This is a genomic window from Thioalkalivibrio versutus (assembly GCF_001020955.1).
Lineage (GTDB): Bacteria > Pseudomonadota > Gammaproteobacteria > Ectothiorhodospirales > Ectothiorhodospiraceae > Thioalkalivibrio > Thioalkalivibrio versutus.
In genome coordinates this window covers 153,315-166,921 of record NZ_CP011367.1, presented here as the reverse complement: position 1 = coordinate 166,921, position 13,607 = coordinate 153,315, and the positions used below count along the sequence as shown (strand labels likewise).

The window sequence follows — 13,607 nt, the reverse complement described above, 5'->3', positions numbered from 1 at the left end:
GTTATGAAGACACTTGGCACGTCATAACCGAGAGCATGCATGGGAACCCATATCCTGGACAAGCTGTTCAATCCGCGTGGTGTCGCCGTGTTCGGCGCATCCGAACGCGAGGGCAGCGTCGGCCGCACGGTACTGGCCAACCTCCTGGCGGCCGGCTTCAAGCGCACCCTGCTCCCGGTAAATCCCAAATACGCCGAGGTACAGGGCCTGCGCTGCGTGCCCGAGCTGAAACCCGGCGAGCACATGGTGGACCTGGCACTGATCGCCACCCCGGCTCGGGCCGTCCCCGGCATCCTGCGCAACTGTGGCGAGGCGGGCCTGCGCGGCGCCGTCATCCTCTCGGCCGGCTTCGCCGAAGCCGGCCGAGAGGGCGAACGCCTGCAGCAGGAATGCGTCGAGATCGCGCAGCGTTACCGCATGCGCCTGATCGGCCCCAACTGCCTGGGCATCATGCGCCCGGGCATCGGGCTCAACGCGACTTTCAGCCACAACCAGGCGCTGCCCGGCAAGCTCGGGCTGATCTCCAGCTCCGGGGCGCTGATCACCGCCGTCCTGGACTGGGCGGAGCCCACCGGCATCGGGTTTTCCAGCGTGGCCTCGACCGGCGACGCCGCAGACGTCGACTTCGGCGAGCTGCTGGACTACCTCGCGGTGGACCCCGAGACCCAGGGCATCCTGCTGTACGTCGAGGGCATCCGCCACACGCGGCGCTTTCTGTCGGGCTTGCGCGCCGCCGCGCGCATGAAGCCCGTGGTCGTCCTCAAGTCCGCTCGCCATGCGGCCACCGCCCAGGCGGCCGCCACCCATACCGGGGCGATGATGGGCTCGGATGCGGTGTTCGACGCGGCCCTGCAGCGCGCCGGCGTGGTCCGGGTGGAGCGCGTGTCGCAGTGGTTTTCCGCAGCCCAGACACTGGCCAGCGGCGTGCGCCTGCGCGGCGAGGATCTCGCCATCCTCACCAACGGCGGCGGACCCGGCGTGATGGCCGTGGACCGGGCCGCCGACCTCGGCCTGAACCTGGCCACGCTGGCCGACGGCACGCTGGAGGCACTCAACGCCCTGCTGCCCGCCCACTGGTCGCATGGCAACCCGGTGGACATCCTCGGCGACGCTACCCCCGAACGCTATGGCGAAGCCCTGCGCATCGTGCTCGCGGACCCCGGGGTTCACATGGCGAGCGTCCTGCTCACCCCGCAGGCCATGACCGACCCCGACGCCTGTGCCGAGGCCGTGATCGAACAGGCCCGCAAAAGCCACAAGCCGGTGCTGGCCTGCTGGATGGGCGACCCGCTGGTGGCCCGCGCACGGAATCGCTTCGACGCGGAAGGGATCCCCCAGTTCCGCACGCCCGAAGGCGCGGTCGAGACCTTCGCCTGGCTGATCGAACACCGACGCAACCAGCGCATGCTGCTGCAGGTCCCCGGCCCCCGCAGCGATGACCAGCCCGCGGATATCGAGGGCGCGCGCCTGATCCTGCAACACGCACGCAGCCAGGGCCGCAGGGTCCTGAGCATGCGCGAGTCCCGGGCCGTGCTGGCCGCCTTCCACATCCCCTGCAGTCCCAGCATCCTCGCCCGCGACCCGGCCGACGCGATGCTGGCCGCCGAGACCCTGGGCTTCCCGGTCGCGCTCAAGATCAGTGCACCCGACCTCACCCACAAGAGCGACTTCGGCGGTGTACGGCTCAACCTGCGCAGCGTGCAGGCCGTGCGCCAGCAGGCCCAGGAGATGCTCGACCAGATCCACGAGCAATTCCCGGAGGTCGAGGTTGAAGGCGTCAGCGTGGAACGCATGGCCGAGGTCGGGCATGTTCGCGAACTGCTGGTGGGGATCTCGCGCGACCCGGTGTTCGGCCCGGTCATCGCCTTCGGACTGGGCGGGACCGCGGTGGAGGTCATCGGCGACCAGGCCGTCGCCCTGCCGCCGCTGAACCCCTCGCTGGCCCGGCGCCTGATGGCGCAGACTCGCGCGGCGCGCACCCTTGGCACCTTTCGCGGCGCGCCCCCGGTGCGCGAGGGCGCGGTGGAACAGGTCCTGCTCCGGGTCTCGGAGATGGCCTGCGAGCTGCCTGAACTCGCCGCGCTGGATATCAACCCCCTGCAGGCCGGCGAGAACGGCGTGATGGCCGTGGACGCCCGTATCGAACTTGCCGATCCCGCGCACGACGGCCGTGACTACGCGCATATGGCCATCCACCCCTATCCCGGCCACATGGCCCGGAAGGTCACCACCCGCGACGGCCATGAACTCGAGCTCCGGCCGATCCGGCCCGAGGACGCTGCCATCGAGCAGGAATTCGTGCGCAGCCTGTCGGAGAAGTCCCGCTATCTCCGGTTCATGCGCTCGATGGACGAACTCACGCCCGAGATGCTCGTGCGCTTCACCCAGATCGACTACGACCGCGAGATGGCCTTCATCGCGGTCGACCGCCACACGGGGCGGGAGGTGCAGGTCGGCGTCGCCCGCTACACCACCGAACCCGACGGCGAGAGCGCGGAGTTCGCCGTGGTCATCAGTGACGCCTGGCAGGGCCGCGGCGTGGGCAGCCTCCTGATGGAGGCCGTCATCGACTCGGCCCGCAACGCCGGCCTGCGCGAACTGTTTGGCGAGGTGCTGCGCCACAACGGCGGCATGCTCGCGCTCGCCCAACGCCACGGCTTCCAGCGCGAGATCCTCGCCTCCGACGAGGAGATCATCCGCGTCAGCCGGCGCCTCCACTGACCACCGGGACGGTCGCCCGCAACCGCCGCAAGCGACCCGGCGGGCATCCGGCGCCCCGGCGCGTCACTTGCGGGGCCCCGGGCGAATGGGTAGCGTCCCCGGACATGCATCGACCCCTGCCCCGCCCTTGAATCGCGCCGAGCGTATCTTTCACCTGCACCGATTGTTGCAGGGGCGGCGGCCGCCCTCGCTGGCCGACCTGATGGAGCGTCTCGAGGTCTCGCGCGCGACCGTCAAGCGCGACCTCGAATACATGCGCGACTTCATGCAGGCACCCATCGAATACGAGGCCCAGGCCAATGGCTACCGCTACGCGCAGGATGCCCCGGCGTTCGAGCTGCCGGGGCTGTGGTTCAACGAATCCGAGCTGCTGGCGCTGTTGACCATGGAGCAACTCCTGGAGGACGTGCAGCCCGGGTTGCTGGCGCCCACGCTGGGACCACTGAAGGGCCGCATCCGCGAGCTGCTCGCCAGCGGCGGGCACCAACCGGACACCGTGCGCCGCCGCATCCACATCCAGCCGCTGGCCCAGCGCGGCAGCCGCGGCGAAAGCTTTCAGGCCGTGGCCACTGCGACCCTGGACGAGCACCCCGTCGAGATCGAGTATCACGGCCGTGCCCGGGACGCCGCGAGTTGTCGCGTCGTGCACCCGCAGCGCCTGCTCTACTACCGCGACAACTGGTACCTGATCGCCTGGTGCGAGCAGGCCCGGGACCTGCGCACCTTCGCCCTGGAGCGCATCCGCTCGGTGCAGCCGGTGGAGTCTGCCTACCGCTCCATCGACGAGGCGACCCTGGATGCTCATACCGGGGACGCCTTTGGCATCTTCACCGGTCCCGCACAGGAATGGGCCGTGCTGCGCTTCACCCCGGAACATGCCCGCTGGGTCGCCGACGAGATCTGGCACCCGGAGCAGATCGGCGAATACGAGGGCGACGCGTATCGCCTTCGCATCCCCTACTCCGACCCCACCGAGCTCGCCCAAGAGATCCTGCGCCACGGCCCGGGCGTCGAGGTGCTGGCGCCCGCCGAGCTGCGCCAGCGCGTGGCCGACGACCTCGCGCGCGCCGCGCACCAGTACACCTAGGGAAACACGGATAAGAGCCGATTTCGGGGGTGGCTCATCCTGTGAGCCACCCCCGGTGCTACAACGGACACCCAGGCCACACCGAGGAGTCCGAACATGTCGCACAACCGTCAGGCACGCCCCGTCCCGCCGCTCGCCGGCTACTACGCCGAGCGCGGCACCTACAACCGCACCGCCACCACCGAAGAACTGCTGGACCGCATCCCCCTGGCCGGTTTCCGCCACCACGAGGCGCCCCGGCTGTGGGACATCCTCAAGCGCGGCCAGGCCCTGACCGTGGAACGCGAGCGCACCAACACCCACGACGGCCGGGCCGTCGCCGTGCGCTGGATGGACCACCACCTGGGCTATCTGCCTCGCGACCGCAACGGCCTGGCCGCCCAGCTACTGGACCAGGACCAGCCCCTGATCGCCCGCATCCTCGAGAAGCGCGATCACGCCGACCGCCACCACCGTCTCGAGCTCGGCCTCTACCGCGCGAAGGCGCGAAGCACCGCCCGACACTGACGGGCCTCCTCAGCATCGGCGCACACTCCCCAAAACAAAACGGCCCTCAAAGATTGAGGGCCGCGCAATCCGGATATTCCGAACAGAGGATCAGGCAGAGGCACGGGCCAAAGCGCTGGACTTGCCCAGCATCTTCCAGCCGCCAAACAAACTCGCGCCACCCACGATCAGCCCAAACAGGGGGCCCATGTAGCTCGCTTTGTAATCCCCCATCGCGGCGCCCAATTCGGCGCCCGCCATCTGACCGATCGCGCCAGCGGCCTGGGCAACTTCGGCGTTATGCGAGTAAACGGCCAGCATCGCGTACAAGGCCCAAAGCACCACCATGGCGCCCACAGCCAACAGGATAATCCCGGCAATCTTGGCTTGATCAGCAGTCATAAAAAATCTCCTTCCCTGGTTGATTGATACGGAGACAAGGCGTCTCCGACATGCTTCCTGCACGGTTTGCCGAAGGGTCGCGGGCCGGCGCCGTTGCGAACGACCCATGCGGATTCGACCCGCAAAGTTTATGTGGGGGAACTGAACCCAGAGTGAACACACCAGCGGGACATAGCCCTCGCCTCTCAACCCACCCAGATGGTCTTGGCGTTCTGGAACTCGCGGATGCCGAGCTCGGAGAGTTCGCGGCCGTAGCCGGAGTCCTTCACGCCGCCGAAGGGCAGGCGCGGGTCGCTCTTGACGATGCCGTTGACGAAGGCGCAGCCGCATTCCAGACGCCGGGCCAGGGCCTCGCCACGTACCGGATCGGCGGTCCAGACGCTGCCGCCCAGGCCGAAGCGCGAGCGGTTGGCGAGCTCGATGGCATGATCCGCGTCGCGCGCCCGGGTGACCGCCGCGACCGGGCCGAAGGTCTCCTCGTCGAAGGCCGCCATGCCGGGTTCCACGGCATCCAGCAGCGTGGGCGGGTAGAAGTAACCGGCCCCATCGAGGGGCTCGCCGCCCGCCACCAGGCGGGCGCCGGCCGCCACGCTGCGGGTCACCTGGTCGTGCAACTCGCTACGCAGGTCATCGCGCGCCAGCGGCCCGATGTTCGTTCCCTCGTCCATCGGATCCCCGATGACCAGGGCCTCGATGGCCGCCTGGAAGCGTTCGACGAAGGCATCCGCGATGGCCTCCTCGACGATGAAGCGCTTGGCGGCGATGCAGGTCTCGCCGTTGTTCTGGAAGCGCCCGCGTACCGCCTGCTCCACGGTGTGGTCGAGATCGGCATCCGCCAGCACGACGAAGGCATCCGAGCCGCCCAGTTCCAGCACCGAGGACTTCAGGGCCTTGCCGGCCGCAGCCCCCACCGCGCGGCCGGCGCCTTCGGAGCCGGTCAGGCTGACGCCCTGCACGCGACGGTCAGAGATGATGCCCTCCACCGCATCGGAGCCAACCGGCAGGTTGCGGAACACCCCCTCGGGAAAACCGGCCGCCGTAAACACCCGTTCCAGATGTTCGGCACATCCGGGGACATTGGACGCGTGCTTCAGCAGCACGGTGTTGCCGGCCAGCGTGGCCGGGATCGCCTGGCGAAAGGCCTGCCAGTAAGGAAAGTTCCAGGGCATCACCAGCAACACGGTACCCAGTGGCTGCCAGGCGATGAAGGAACGGCTCGCATCCGAGGCGATCATCGTGTCCTGCAGCAAGTCCGGGCCGTGCTCGGCGTAGTACTCGCAGGCGTTGGCACACTTGTCGACCTCGGCGCGCGCCTCGACCAGCCGCTTACCCATCTCGCGGGTGGCGGTGGTCGCCAGGGTCTCGCGCGCGTCGCGCAACACCCCGGCCAGGTCGTGCAGGCGGGCGGCGCGCTCCGCCACCGGGCGTGCCGCCCAGTCCGGTGCGGCACTGGCCGCGCGTGCCAGAGCGGCCTCCAGCCCGTCCCGATCCATGCGGGGGTAACGCGCGAGCGTCTCGCCGGTCGCAGGGTTGATCGCGGTCAGTTCGGTCATGTCGGCGCCTCGGATTGGTGACCCGGAAACAGGCCATGGGAAACACAGGTCAACTATTTGCTAGTTTGAACAATGCGGGTCACCCGAGTATAAGACGATCCGCATTCGCTTTCGGAAGGACCTTGCCCCATGTCGATCGATTCGATTCGCAATGTCTGCCTGCTCGGCGGCACGGGCTTTGTCGGCCACCACATCATCCGCCGACTGATTGACCGCGGCCTGAAGGTCCGCGTGTTGTCGCGCCGTCCGCACCGCCATCGCGACCTCCTGGTCAACCCCGAGGTCGACCTGGTCGAGGGCAGCGCCCATGATCCCGCCACGCTGGAACGCCTGTTCGCGGGCCAGGACGCGGTGATCAACCTGGTCGGCATCCTGAACGAGCGTGGCCACAGTGGCGCCGGCTTCCACGCCGCCCACACCGAGCTGACCGAGAAGGCCCTGGCCGCCGCCGAGTCGCAGGGCGTGCGCCGCTTCCTGCAGATGAGCGCGCTGAAGGCGGACATGGACGACGCCCCCAGCCACTACCTGCGCAGCAAGGGTGCGGCCGAGCAGGCCGTGTTCGCCAGCGAGTCCCTGGCGGTCACCGTCTTCCGTCCCTCCGTCATCTTCGGGCCGGAAGACTCCTTCCTGAACCGCTTCGTGACGCTGCTGAAATTCTCGCCCGTGATGCCGCTGGCGCGTGCCCGGGCGCGCTTCGCCCCGGTGTTCGTGGGCGATGTGGCCGAGCACTTCGTCGAGGCCCTGGAAGACCAGGATACCTTCGGCCAGGGCTTCGAGCTGTGCGGCCCGAAGACCTACACCCTGGGCGACCTGGTGCGGTATGTGGGCCGGGTCTCCGGCCACCGGCGCCCGGTAATCGGCCTGCCCGACTGGGCCGGCAAGCTGCAGGCCAGCGTGCTCGAGTTCGTGCCCGGCAAGCCGTTGTCGCGCGACAACTTCGCCTCGCTGACCATCGACTCGGTCTGCGACGGCGAACAGCAGCTGCCCTGCCCGACCCGCCTGGAATCCATTGCCCCCAGCTATCTGGGCGGTGGGGGCGCCGGGCGCGAGGCCCGCATGCAGCACCTGCGCACGCTCAATCGCGGGGCCAGCCGCGGCTGATCGAAGGGTGAACCGGTAACCGCGATGCAGACCTACCTCGTCGGCGGTGCGGTTCGCGACCGCCTGCTAGGGCGCCCGTTCACGGAGCGCGACTACGTCGTCGTCGGCAGCTCGCCGGAGGCGATGGAATCCAATGGCTTTCGGCCGGTCGGGCGCGACTTCCCGGTCTTCCTGCATCCCGAAACCCACGAGGAATACGCGCTGGCGCGCACCGAGCGCAAGACCGCGCGCGGCTATCACGGCTTCCAGTTCAACGCCTCGCCCGAGGTCACGCTGGAGGACGACCTCGAACGCCGCGATCTCACCATCAACGCGATGGCCGAGGATGCCGACGGCCGCTTGATCGACCCCTACAACGGCCAGGCCGACCTGGAGGCGCGCCGACTGCGGCATGTCTCCCCCGCCTTCGCCGAGGACCCGGTGCGCCTGCTGCGCGTGGCGCGGTTTGCCGCCCAGCTCGCGCCATGGGGCTTCGAGGTCGCGCCCGACACGCTGACGTTGATGCGCGAGCTCGTCACCTCCGGCGAGGTCGACGCCCTGGTACCCGAACGCGTCTGGGCGGAATGCGAGAAGGCCCTGAAGAGTCCGGCCCCACGGCGTTTTCTGGAGGTGCTGCGCGAGGCCGGGGCGCTCGCCGTCCTGTTCCCCGAGATCGAACGGCTGTTCGGCGTGCCCCAGCCGGAGCGCTACCACCCGGAGATCGACACCGGCGTGCATACCCTGATGGTGCTGGACCAGGCGACCCGGCTTTCCGATGCACCGGAGGTCCGTTTCGCCGCGCTGGTGCACGACCTCGGCAAGGGCACCACTGACCCGGAGATCCTGCCCAGCCATCACGGGCACGAGGAACGCGGGGTGGACCTGATCCGCGCCCTGACCGAACGCCTGCGCATACCCAACCGCTACCGCGACCTGGCGGTGCGCGTGGCGCGCTACCACGGGCTGGTGCATCGCATATTCGAGCTGCGCCCGAAGACCGTGATGAAGCTGGTCGACGGCCTGGACGTCCTGCGCCGCCCGGAGAACGTGGAGCCCTTCCTGCTGGCGGTGGAGGCGGACTTCCGCGGCCGCACCGGCTGGGAAGACAAGCCCTATCCACAGGCCGACGCGGTACGCCGCGCAGTGGCGGCCGCGCAAGGCGTGCAGCCGGCGGCCCTGATAGCCGAGGGACACAAGGGCAAGGCACTGGGCGAGGCCCTGCAGCGCGAGCGCGTTCGCGCCGTTGCCGACGCCCTCGACGCACACCCCGACGCGTAGGAACCTGCTCGCAGGCTCCTACTTGCCTGTTTCCGCCCGTGAACGTACTCTTTCGCGGCTGTCGAGCGTACTGAGGAAACCGCGATGGATTACGCCAAGGCCCGGATCAACATGGTCGAACAGCAGGTCCGCCCCTGGGACGTGCTGGACACCCGTGTACTGGACGTAATGGAAACGCTCCCGCGCGAGCGTTTCATGCCCGAGCCCTATCAGGCCCTGGCGTACGCCGATTCCGAGATCCCCCTGGGGCACGACGAGAACACCCTGCCGCCGGTCGTGATCGGCCGCCTGCTGCAGGCCGTGTCGCCGCAGCCGACCGAAACCGTGCTGGAGATCGGCACCGGTTCCGGCTACGTCACGGCCTGCCTGTCCCATCTGGCGGCCCAGGTCGACAGCGTCGAGCGCATCGACGAGCTGCGCCTGGCCGCCCGCAACCGCCTGACCGATCTCGGCATCGAGAACGCGCAGCTGCGCACCGCCTCGGTGACCCCCGACTGGACCCCGCCGCGCCCGCGCTACGACGCGATCATCCTGACCGGCGGCATGACCGAATATGACGACTTCCTCGAGCCCTACCTGACCCTGGGCGGGCGACTGTTCGTGATTACCGGTGACGGTCCGATCATGGAGGCCCAGCTGATTATCCGCACCACCGAGGACGGCTGCCGCCACGAGGAGCTGTTCGAGACCCGCGTGAAGCCGCTGGTTGGATTCGAGCCGAAGCCCGCCTTCGAATTCTGAGCGGCACCCGAGGGGCCCATTTCAGGCGCGGGCAACCTGGGGTGAAGGTCCCATGCCCGAACCGGCTCTGATAGGATAGGCTTTTCCTAATATCCTTCCGGAGTCGCGTCCATGAACCGTCTGCCGTCGCTTCTCGCCACCGCCGGGCTGGCCCTTGTGATCTCGGCCCCCGCCGCCGCATCGAGCCTCCTGGAGGTCTACGAGCGCGCCGCCACGGAAGATGCCGAACTGCGCACCGCCGAGGCGGAATACCGCGGCGTGCTGGAAAACCGCCCGATCACTCGCTCTGCCCTGCTGCCACAGATCTCCGGGCAGGCCGAGGCCGGCGCGTTCTACCGCGACGACCGCAACCGCCCCGGAAGCGACGACGGGCGCCAGACCAGTTTTGGCGTCAATCTCTCGCAGAGCATCTACGACCGCCGCAACTACATTGATCTTGTGCAGGTGGATCTCGAGATCGCCCGCGCCGAGGCGGAACTGGATTCCGCCCGTCAGGACCTGATCCTGCGCGTCTCCCAGGCCTACTTCGACGTGCTGATCGCACAGGAGACCCTGGACTTCCGCCGGGCCGAGGTCGAGGCAATCGAGCGCCAGCTGGAACAGACCGAGCGCCGCTTTGAGGTCGGCCTGGTCGCACGCACCGACGTCACCGAGGCCCAGGCCCAGCGCGACCTTGCCGAGGCCGAGCGCATCAGCGCCGAGAACCAGCTGGACCTGACCCGCGAACAGCTCGCGGTGATCACCAATACCTACTGGGACCAGCTCGACATGCTGCGCGACGACGCCGAGCTGACCCCGCCGGATCCGGCCGATCCGCAGGCCTGGGTGGATATCGCCCTGGCGAACAACCTGGAACTGGCCGCCCAGCGCCTGAGCACAGAGAGCGCGCGCGAGCAGATCCAGCGCCAGCGCGCCGAGGGCCTGCCACGCATCAATCTGAACGCCTCGGTCAACGAGAACCGCTATCACGGCCTTGATGCCGGCACGACCGGCGGGGCGATGTTCTTCGAGGGCACCGAAGCCCAGGTCGGGATCCAACTGGAGATCCCGTTCTACACCGGCGGTCGTGTCAGCGCCCTCACCCGTCAGGCGCGCGAGAATTTCCAGGCCGCGCAGGAAGGCCAGTCGCTGGTTGAACGCCGCACGACCCAGGACACCCGCAGCGCTTATCTGTCGGTGATCTCCAACAACTCGCGCGTGCGCGCCCTGGAGCAGGCCCTGGCCTCCACCCAGTCCGCGTTCGAGGCGGCCGAGGCCGGCTTCGAGGTGGGCACCCGCACCCAGGTGGACGTCCTGCTCGCCCTGCGCGAGGTCTTCCGCGCCGAGCGCGATTACGCCGAGGCCCGCTACGGCTTCCTCAGCGAGTCGCTGCGCCTGCAGCGCGCCGCCGGCCGCCTGAGCGTGACCGATCTCGAGGCCATCAACCGCCTGCTGGAGTAATGGCCGCTGCCGCTTCCAATCCGCGAGCCCGCTGCGAGCGTGCGCGCTCGCGTCTGGTCCTGATCGACCTGCAGGAACGCCTGCTGGCCGCCATGCCGGACGCGCGGGACGAGGTCGAGCGCAATACCGCCCGCCTGATCGAGGCCGCACGCAAGCTGGATATCCCGATCGAGGTCTCGCGTCAGTATCCGCAGGGCCTGGGCGAAGTCACCGCCACTCTGCAGCAAGCGCTCGACGGCTACGGCACGGTCACCGACAAGACGTCCTTCTCCTGCTGCGCCGAGGATGACCTGCGCGCGCGCCTGACAGGCGGCGACCAGGTCATCCTGACCGGCTCGGAGACGCATATCTGCGTGACCCAGACGGCGCTGGAGTTGCTGGACGCGGGCGTAACCGTGTTCGTGGTCGAGGACGGGGTCTGCTCGCGCGACGCCGGGCGCAAGCGCAACGGGCTGGAACGCCTGCGCGCTGCCGGCGCCATCATTACCAACCACGAATCGGTGCTGTTCGAATGGCTGCGCGACGCGGCCGATCCGCAGTTCCGCGAACTGAGCCAACTGATCCGCTAACCGGAGGATTCCGCAGGGATGCGCATACTCGGCAACATTCTATTGGGCGTCTGGCTGATCCTGTTCGGCCTGCGCGGCCTGCTGGGACTGCAGTTCCAGTACGACCATTACGTCATCAGCGGCCTGGCGGTGATCGCCGGTATCCTGTTCATCCTGCGACGCTAATCGAGTCCCCATGCGCCTGACACCCGACGAATACCGCAACCAGGAGCACCGCCGCATCACCCTGCTGGGTATGTCCGGTGTCGGCAAGACGCGCCTGTCCAACATGCTCCGGCGCGAGGACTGGTTCCACTATTCGGGGGACTACCGCATCGGCACGCGCTACCTGAGCGAGCCGATCCTGGACAACATCAAGGCCCAGGCGATGGCGGTGCCGTTCCTGCGCGACCTGTTGCGCTCGGACTCGATCCAGATCATCAACAACATCACCGTGGACAACCTGCACCCGGTGGCGAGCTTCCTCGGCAAGCTCGGCAACCCGGAGCTGGGCGGCCTGCCGCTGACCGAATTCAAGCGCCGCCAGACCCTGCACCACCAGGCCGAGGTGCAGGCGATGCTCGACGTGCCGGACTTCATCCACAAGGCACAAACGCTGTTCGGCTACCCGCATTTCGTCAACGACGCCGGCGGTTCGGTCTGCGAACTGGACAGCCCCGGCGTACTCGAGACGCTGGCCGAGCACACCCTGATCCTGTACATCAAGGCGACGGACGAAGACGAGCGCCAGCTGATCGAACGCGCAGAGCGCGACCCCAAACCGCTGTACTACCGCGAGGCCTTCCTCGACCAGCAGCTGGCCGAATACATGCGCGACGAGGGGCTGGACTACGTCGCCCAGATCGACCCGGACGCCTTCGTGCGCTGGGTCTTCTCGCGCCTGTTCCGCGCACGCCTGCCGCGCTACGAGGCGATCGCCGAAACCCACGGCTACACGATCAGCACCACCGAACTGGCACGCGTACGCAACGCGGGCGAGTTCGATGACCTGGTCTGCATGGCCCTGGAACGGGAGGCACGCCTCTAATGCCACTTGTCGCCTATTCCGATCTGCCCACCTTTGCCCGCCTGCGGAGCGAGGGCGAGACCGTGCTGCCCAGCGACTTCGCGCAGCAGCAGGAGATCCGTGCGCTGCACATCGGGCTGCTGAACATGATGCCGGACGCCGCCCTGTCGGCTACCGAACGTCAGTTCTTTCGCCTGATCGGCGAGAGCAACCAGATCGCGCAGTTCTATATCCACCCGTTCACCCTGCCGCAGCTCAAGCGCGGGCCGAAGGGGCGCGATCACATCAAGCAGTACTACGAGGACTTCGAGGACCTGAAGAAAGAGGGTCTCGACGCGCTGATCATCACCGGGGCCAACGTCACCCAGCCGGACCTGGCACTGGAACCCTTCTGGGAGCCGCTGGCCGAGGTGGTGGACTGGGCCTGGGAAAACGTGACCTCGACGCTTTGTTCCTGCCTCGCCACCCACGCCGTGCTGCAGGCACGCTACGGCGAGCGTCGCGTGCACATGGGCGAGAAGCTGTGGGGCGTGTTCCCGCACCGGGTGGTGGACCGCGGGCATCCGCTGGTCACCGGCGTCAACACCCGCTTCGATGTGCCGCACTCGCGCTACAACGATGTCTCGCGCGAACAATTCGAACGCCACGGCCTGCGCGTACTGGTGGACAGCGAGCAGTCCGGGATTCACCTGGGTGCCTCGCCGGACGGCTTCCGCATGGTCTTCTTCCAGGGCCACCCGGAGTACGACTCCATCAGCCTGCTCAAGGAATACAAGCGCGAGGTCGTGCGCTACATCCAGGGCGAACGCGACGCCTACCCGCCGCTACCGGAGAACTACCTGATGCCGCAGGCCGCCGCGATCCTCGGCGAGCATCGCGAGCAGGTCGAGGCCGCGCTGGAGCACTGCACCGAGATCCCGGCGCTGCCCGAGGCGCTGCTGCTGGACCGCCTGGACAACACCTGGCATGACACCGCCCTGGCGGTGATCAACAACTGGCTGGGCAACGTTTACCAGCTGACCAACCTCGACCGGCGCAAGCCGTTCCGCGACAGCGTCGATCCGAGCGATCCCCTGGCCGGACGGCGTTAGTCAGCCGCCGTCATTGCGAGGCGCGCAGCGACGCGGCAATCTCCTTCCGAAACCACCGAGTCCCGCCGCTCTGCCAGCGTCCGGAGGTTGCCACGTCGCCTTCGGCTCCTCGCAATGACGAGGCGATACGAATGGCACTCTGACAGGAGAAAC

Annotated in this window: 13 protein-coding genes; 11 read left to right on the top strand and 2 right to left on the bottom strand. The window is 68.2% G+C overall.

What is annotated here, in order from left to right:
* Nucleotides 1-39: 39 nt before the first annotated feature.
* The 3 genes from TVD_RS00745 (at nt 40) to TVD_RS00735 (ending at nt 4,315) form a co-directional block, all read left to right on the top strand.
* On the top strand, nt 40-2,721 hold the full coding sequence (locus tag TVD_RS00745) for a bifunctional acetate--CoA ligase family protein/GNAT family N-acetyltransferase (RefSeq protein WP_047250545.1): 2,682 nt from the start codon (nt 40-42) through the stop codon (nt 2,719-2,721).
* A gap of 127 nt (nt 2,722-2,848) precedes the next feature.
* Nucleotides 2,849-3,808 carry a helix-turn-helix transcriptional regulator gene (locus TVD_RS00740; protein ID WP_047250544.1) on the top strand — a complete coding sequence of 320 codons (960 nt, stop codon included), beginning with the start codon at nt 2,849-2,851 and terminating at the stop codon, nt 3,806-3,808.
* A 96-nt stretch (nt 3,809-3,904) separates the two neighbouring features.
* Nucleotides 3,905-4,315, top strand: a complete 411-nt coding sequence (locus TVD_RS00735) for an HIRAN domain-containing protein (RefSeq protein ID WP_047250543.1) — start codon at nt 3,905-3,907, stop codon at nt 4,313-4,315.
* Between the two features lie 90 nt (nt 4,316-4,405).
* Here TVD_RS00735 and TVD_RS00730 read toward each other — a convergent pair whose 3' ends face one another.
* Both TVD_RS00730 and TVD_RS00725 read right to left on the bottom strand, forming a co-directional pair.
* Nucleotides 4,406-4,696 (bottom strand): hypothetical protein, encoded by a 291-nt coding sequence (locus TVD_RS00730; RefSeq protein WP_047250542.1) that lies wholly within the window; start codon nt 4,694-4,696, stop codon nt 4,406-4,408.
* A 185-nt stretch (nt 4,697-4,881) separates the two neighbouring features.
* Nucleotides 4,882-6,249: an NAD-dependent succinate-semialdehyde dehydrogenase gene (locus TVD_RS00725; RefSeq protein ID WP_047250541.1), complete on the bottom strand. Its 1,368-nt coding sequence runs from the start codon at nt 6,247-6,249 to the stop codon at nt 4,882-4,884.
* A 129-nt stretch (nt 6,250-6,378) separates the two neighbouring features.
* On the opposite strand from TVD_RS00725, the gene TVD_RS00720 reads away from it, so the two are divergent.
* From TVD_RS00720 to metA, 8 genes are all read left to right on the top strand, one after another.
* Complete coding sequence (locus TVD_RS00720) at nt 6,379-7,350, top strand: complex I NDUFA9 subunit family protein (protein ID WP_018169242.1); 972 nt, start codon at nt 6,379-6,381, stop codon at nt 7,348-7,350.
* Nucleotides 7,351-7,374: 24 nt separating this feature from the next.
* Nucleotides 7,375-8,607 carry a multifunctional CCA addition/repair protein gene (locus TVD_RS00715; RefSeq protein ID WP_047250540.1) on the top strand — a complete coding sequence of 411 codons (1,233 nt, stop codon included), beginning with the start codon at nt 7,375-7,377 and terminating at the stop codon, nt 8,605-8,607.
* Nucleotides 8,608-8,691: 84 nt separating this feature from the next.
* Complete coding sequence (locus TVD_RS00710; protein WP_018144765.1) at nt 8,692-9,348, top strand: protein-L-isoaspartate O-methyltransferase family protein; 657 nt, start codon at nt 8,692-8,694, stop codon at nt 9,346-9,348.
* A 111-nt stretch (nt 9,349-9,459) separates the two neighbouring features.
* A complete protein-coding gene (locus TVD_RS00705; RefSeq protein WP_047250539.1) occupies nt 9,460-10,788 on the top strand; it encodes a TolC family outer membrane protein in 1,329 nt (442 codons plus the stop codon).
* Nucleotides 10,788-11,357, top strand: coding sequence for an isochorismatase family protein (locus tag TVD_RS00700; RefSeq protein ID WP_018169245.1), 570 nt, complete (start codon nt 10,788-10,790; stop codon nt 11,355-11,357). Before TVD_RS00705 ends, TVD_RS00700 begins: the two co-directional genes overlap by 1 nt.
* 18 nt (nt 11,358-11,375) lie before the next feature.
* Nucleotides 11,376-11,522, top strand: a complete 147-nt coding sequence (locus TVD_RS14660; protein ID WP_018144768.1) for a hypothetical protein — start codon at nt 11,376-11,378, stop codon at nt 11,520-11,522.
* Nucleotides 11,523-11,532: 10 nt separating this feature from the next.
* Nucleotides 11,533-12,384: a hypothetical protein gene (locus TVD_RS00690; protein WP_018938341.1), complete on the top strand. Its 852-nt coding sequence runs from the start codon at nt 11,533-11,535 to the stop codon at nt 12,382-12,384.
* Nucleotides 12,384-13,454 (top strand): homoserine O-succinyltransferase MetA, encoded by a 1,071-nt coding sequence (metA, locus tag TVD_RS00685; protein ID WP_018952373.1) that lies wholly within the window; start codon nt 12,384-12,386, stop codon nt 13,452-13,454. The genes TVD_RS00690 and metA overlap by 1 nt, the downstream gene beginning before the upstream one ends.
* Nucleotides 13,455-13,607: the final 153 nt, after the last annotated feature.

Coding starts and splice junctions, on each gene's coding strand:
- TVD_RS00700 (WP_018169245.1), top strand. CDS start 10,788: ATGGCCGCTGCCGCTTCCAATCCGCGAGCCCGCTGCGAGCGTGCGCGC.
- TVD_RS00725 (WP_047250541.1), bottom strand. CDS start 6,249: ATGACCGAACTGACCGCGATCAACCCTGCGACCGGCGAGACGCTCGCG.
- TVD_RS00735 (WP_047250543.1), top strand. CDS start 3,905: ATGTCGCACAACCGTCAGGCACGCCCCGTCCCGCCGCTCGCCGGCTAC.
- TVD_RS00730 (WP_047250542.1), bottom strand. CDS start 4,696: ATGACTGCTGATCAAGCCAAGATTGCCGGGATTATCCTGTTGGCTGTG.
- TVD_RS00710 (WP_018144765.1), top strand. CDS start 8,692: ATGGATTACGCCAAGGCCCGGATCAACATGGTCGAACAGCAGGTCCGC.
- TVD_RS00715 (WP_047250540.1), top strand. CDS start 7,375: ATGCAGACCTACCTCGTCGGCGGTGCGGTTCGCGACCGCCTGCTAGGG.
- TVD_RS14660 (WP_018144768.1), top strand. CDS start 11,376: ATGCGCATACTCGGCAACATTCTATTGGGCGTCTGGCTGATCCTGTTC.
- TVD_RS00705 (WP_047250539.1), top strand. CDS start 9,460: ATGAACCGTCTGCCGTCGCTTCTCGCCACCGCCGGGCTGGCCCTTGTG.
- TVD_RS00745 (WP_047250545.1), top strand. CDS start 40: ATGGGAACCCATATCCTGGACAAGCTGTTCAATCCGCGTGGTGTCGCC.
- metA (WP_018952373.1), top strand. CDS start 12,384: ATGCCACTTGTCGCCTATTCCGATCTGCCCACCTTTGCCCGCCTGCGG.
- TVD_RS00720 (WP_018169242.1), top strand. CDS start 6,379: ATGTCGATCGATTCGATTCGCAATGTCTGCCTGCTCGGCGGCACGGGC.
- TVD_RS00690 (WP_018938341.1), top strand. CDS start 11,533: ATGCGCCTGACACCCGACGAATACCGCAACCAGGAGCACCGCCGCATC.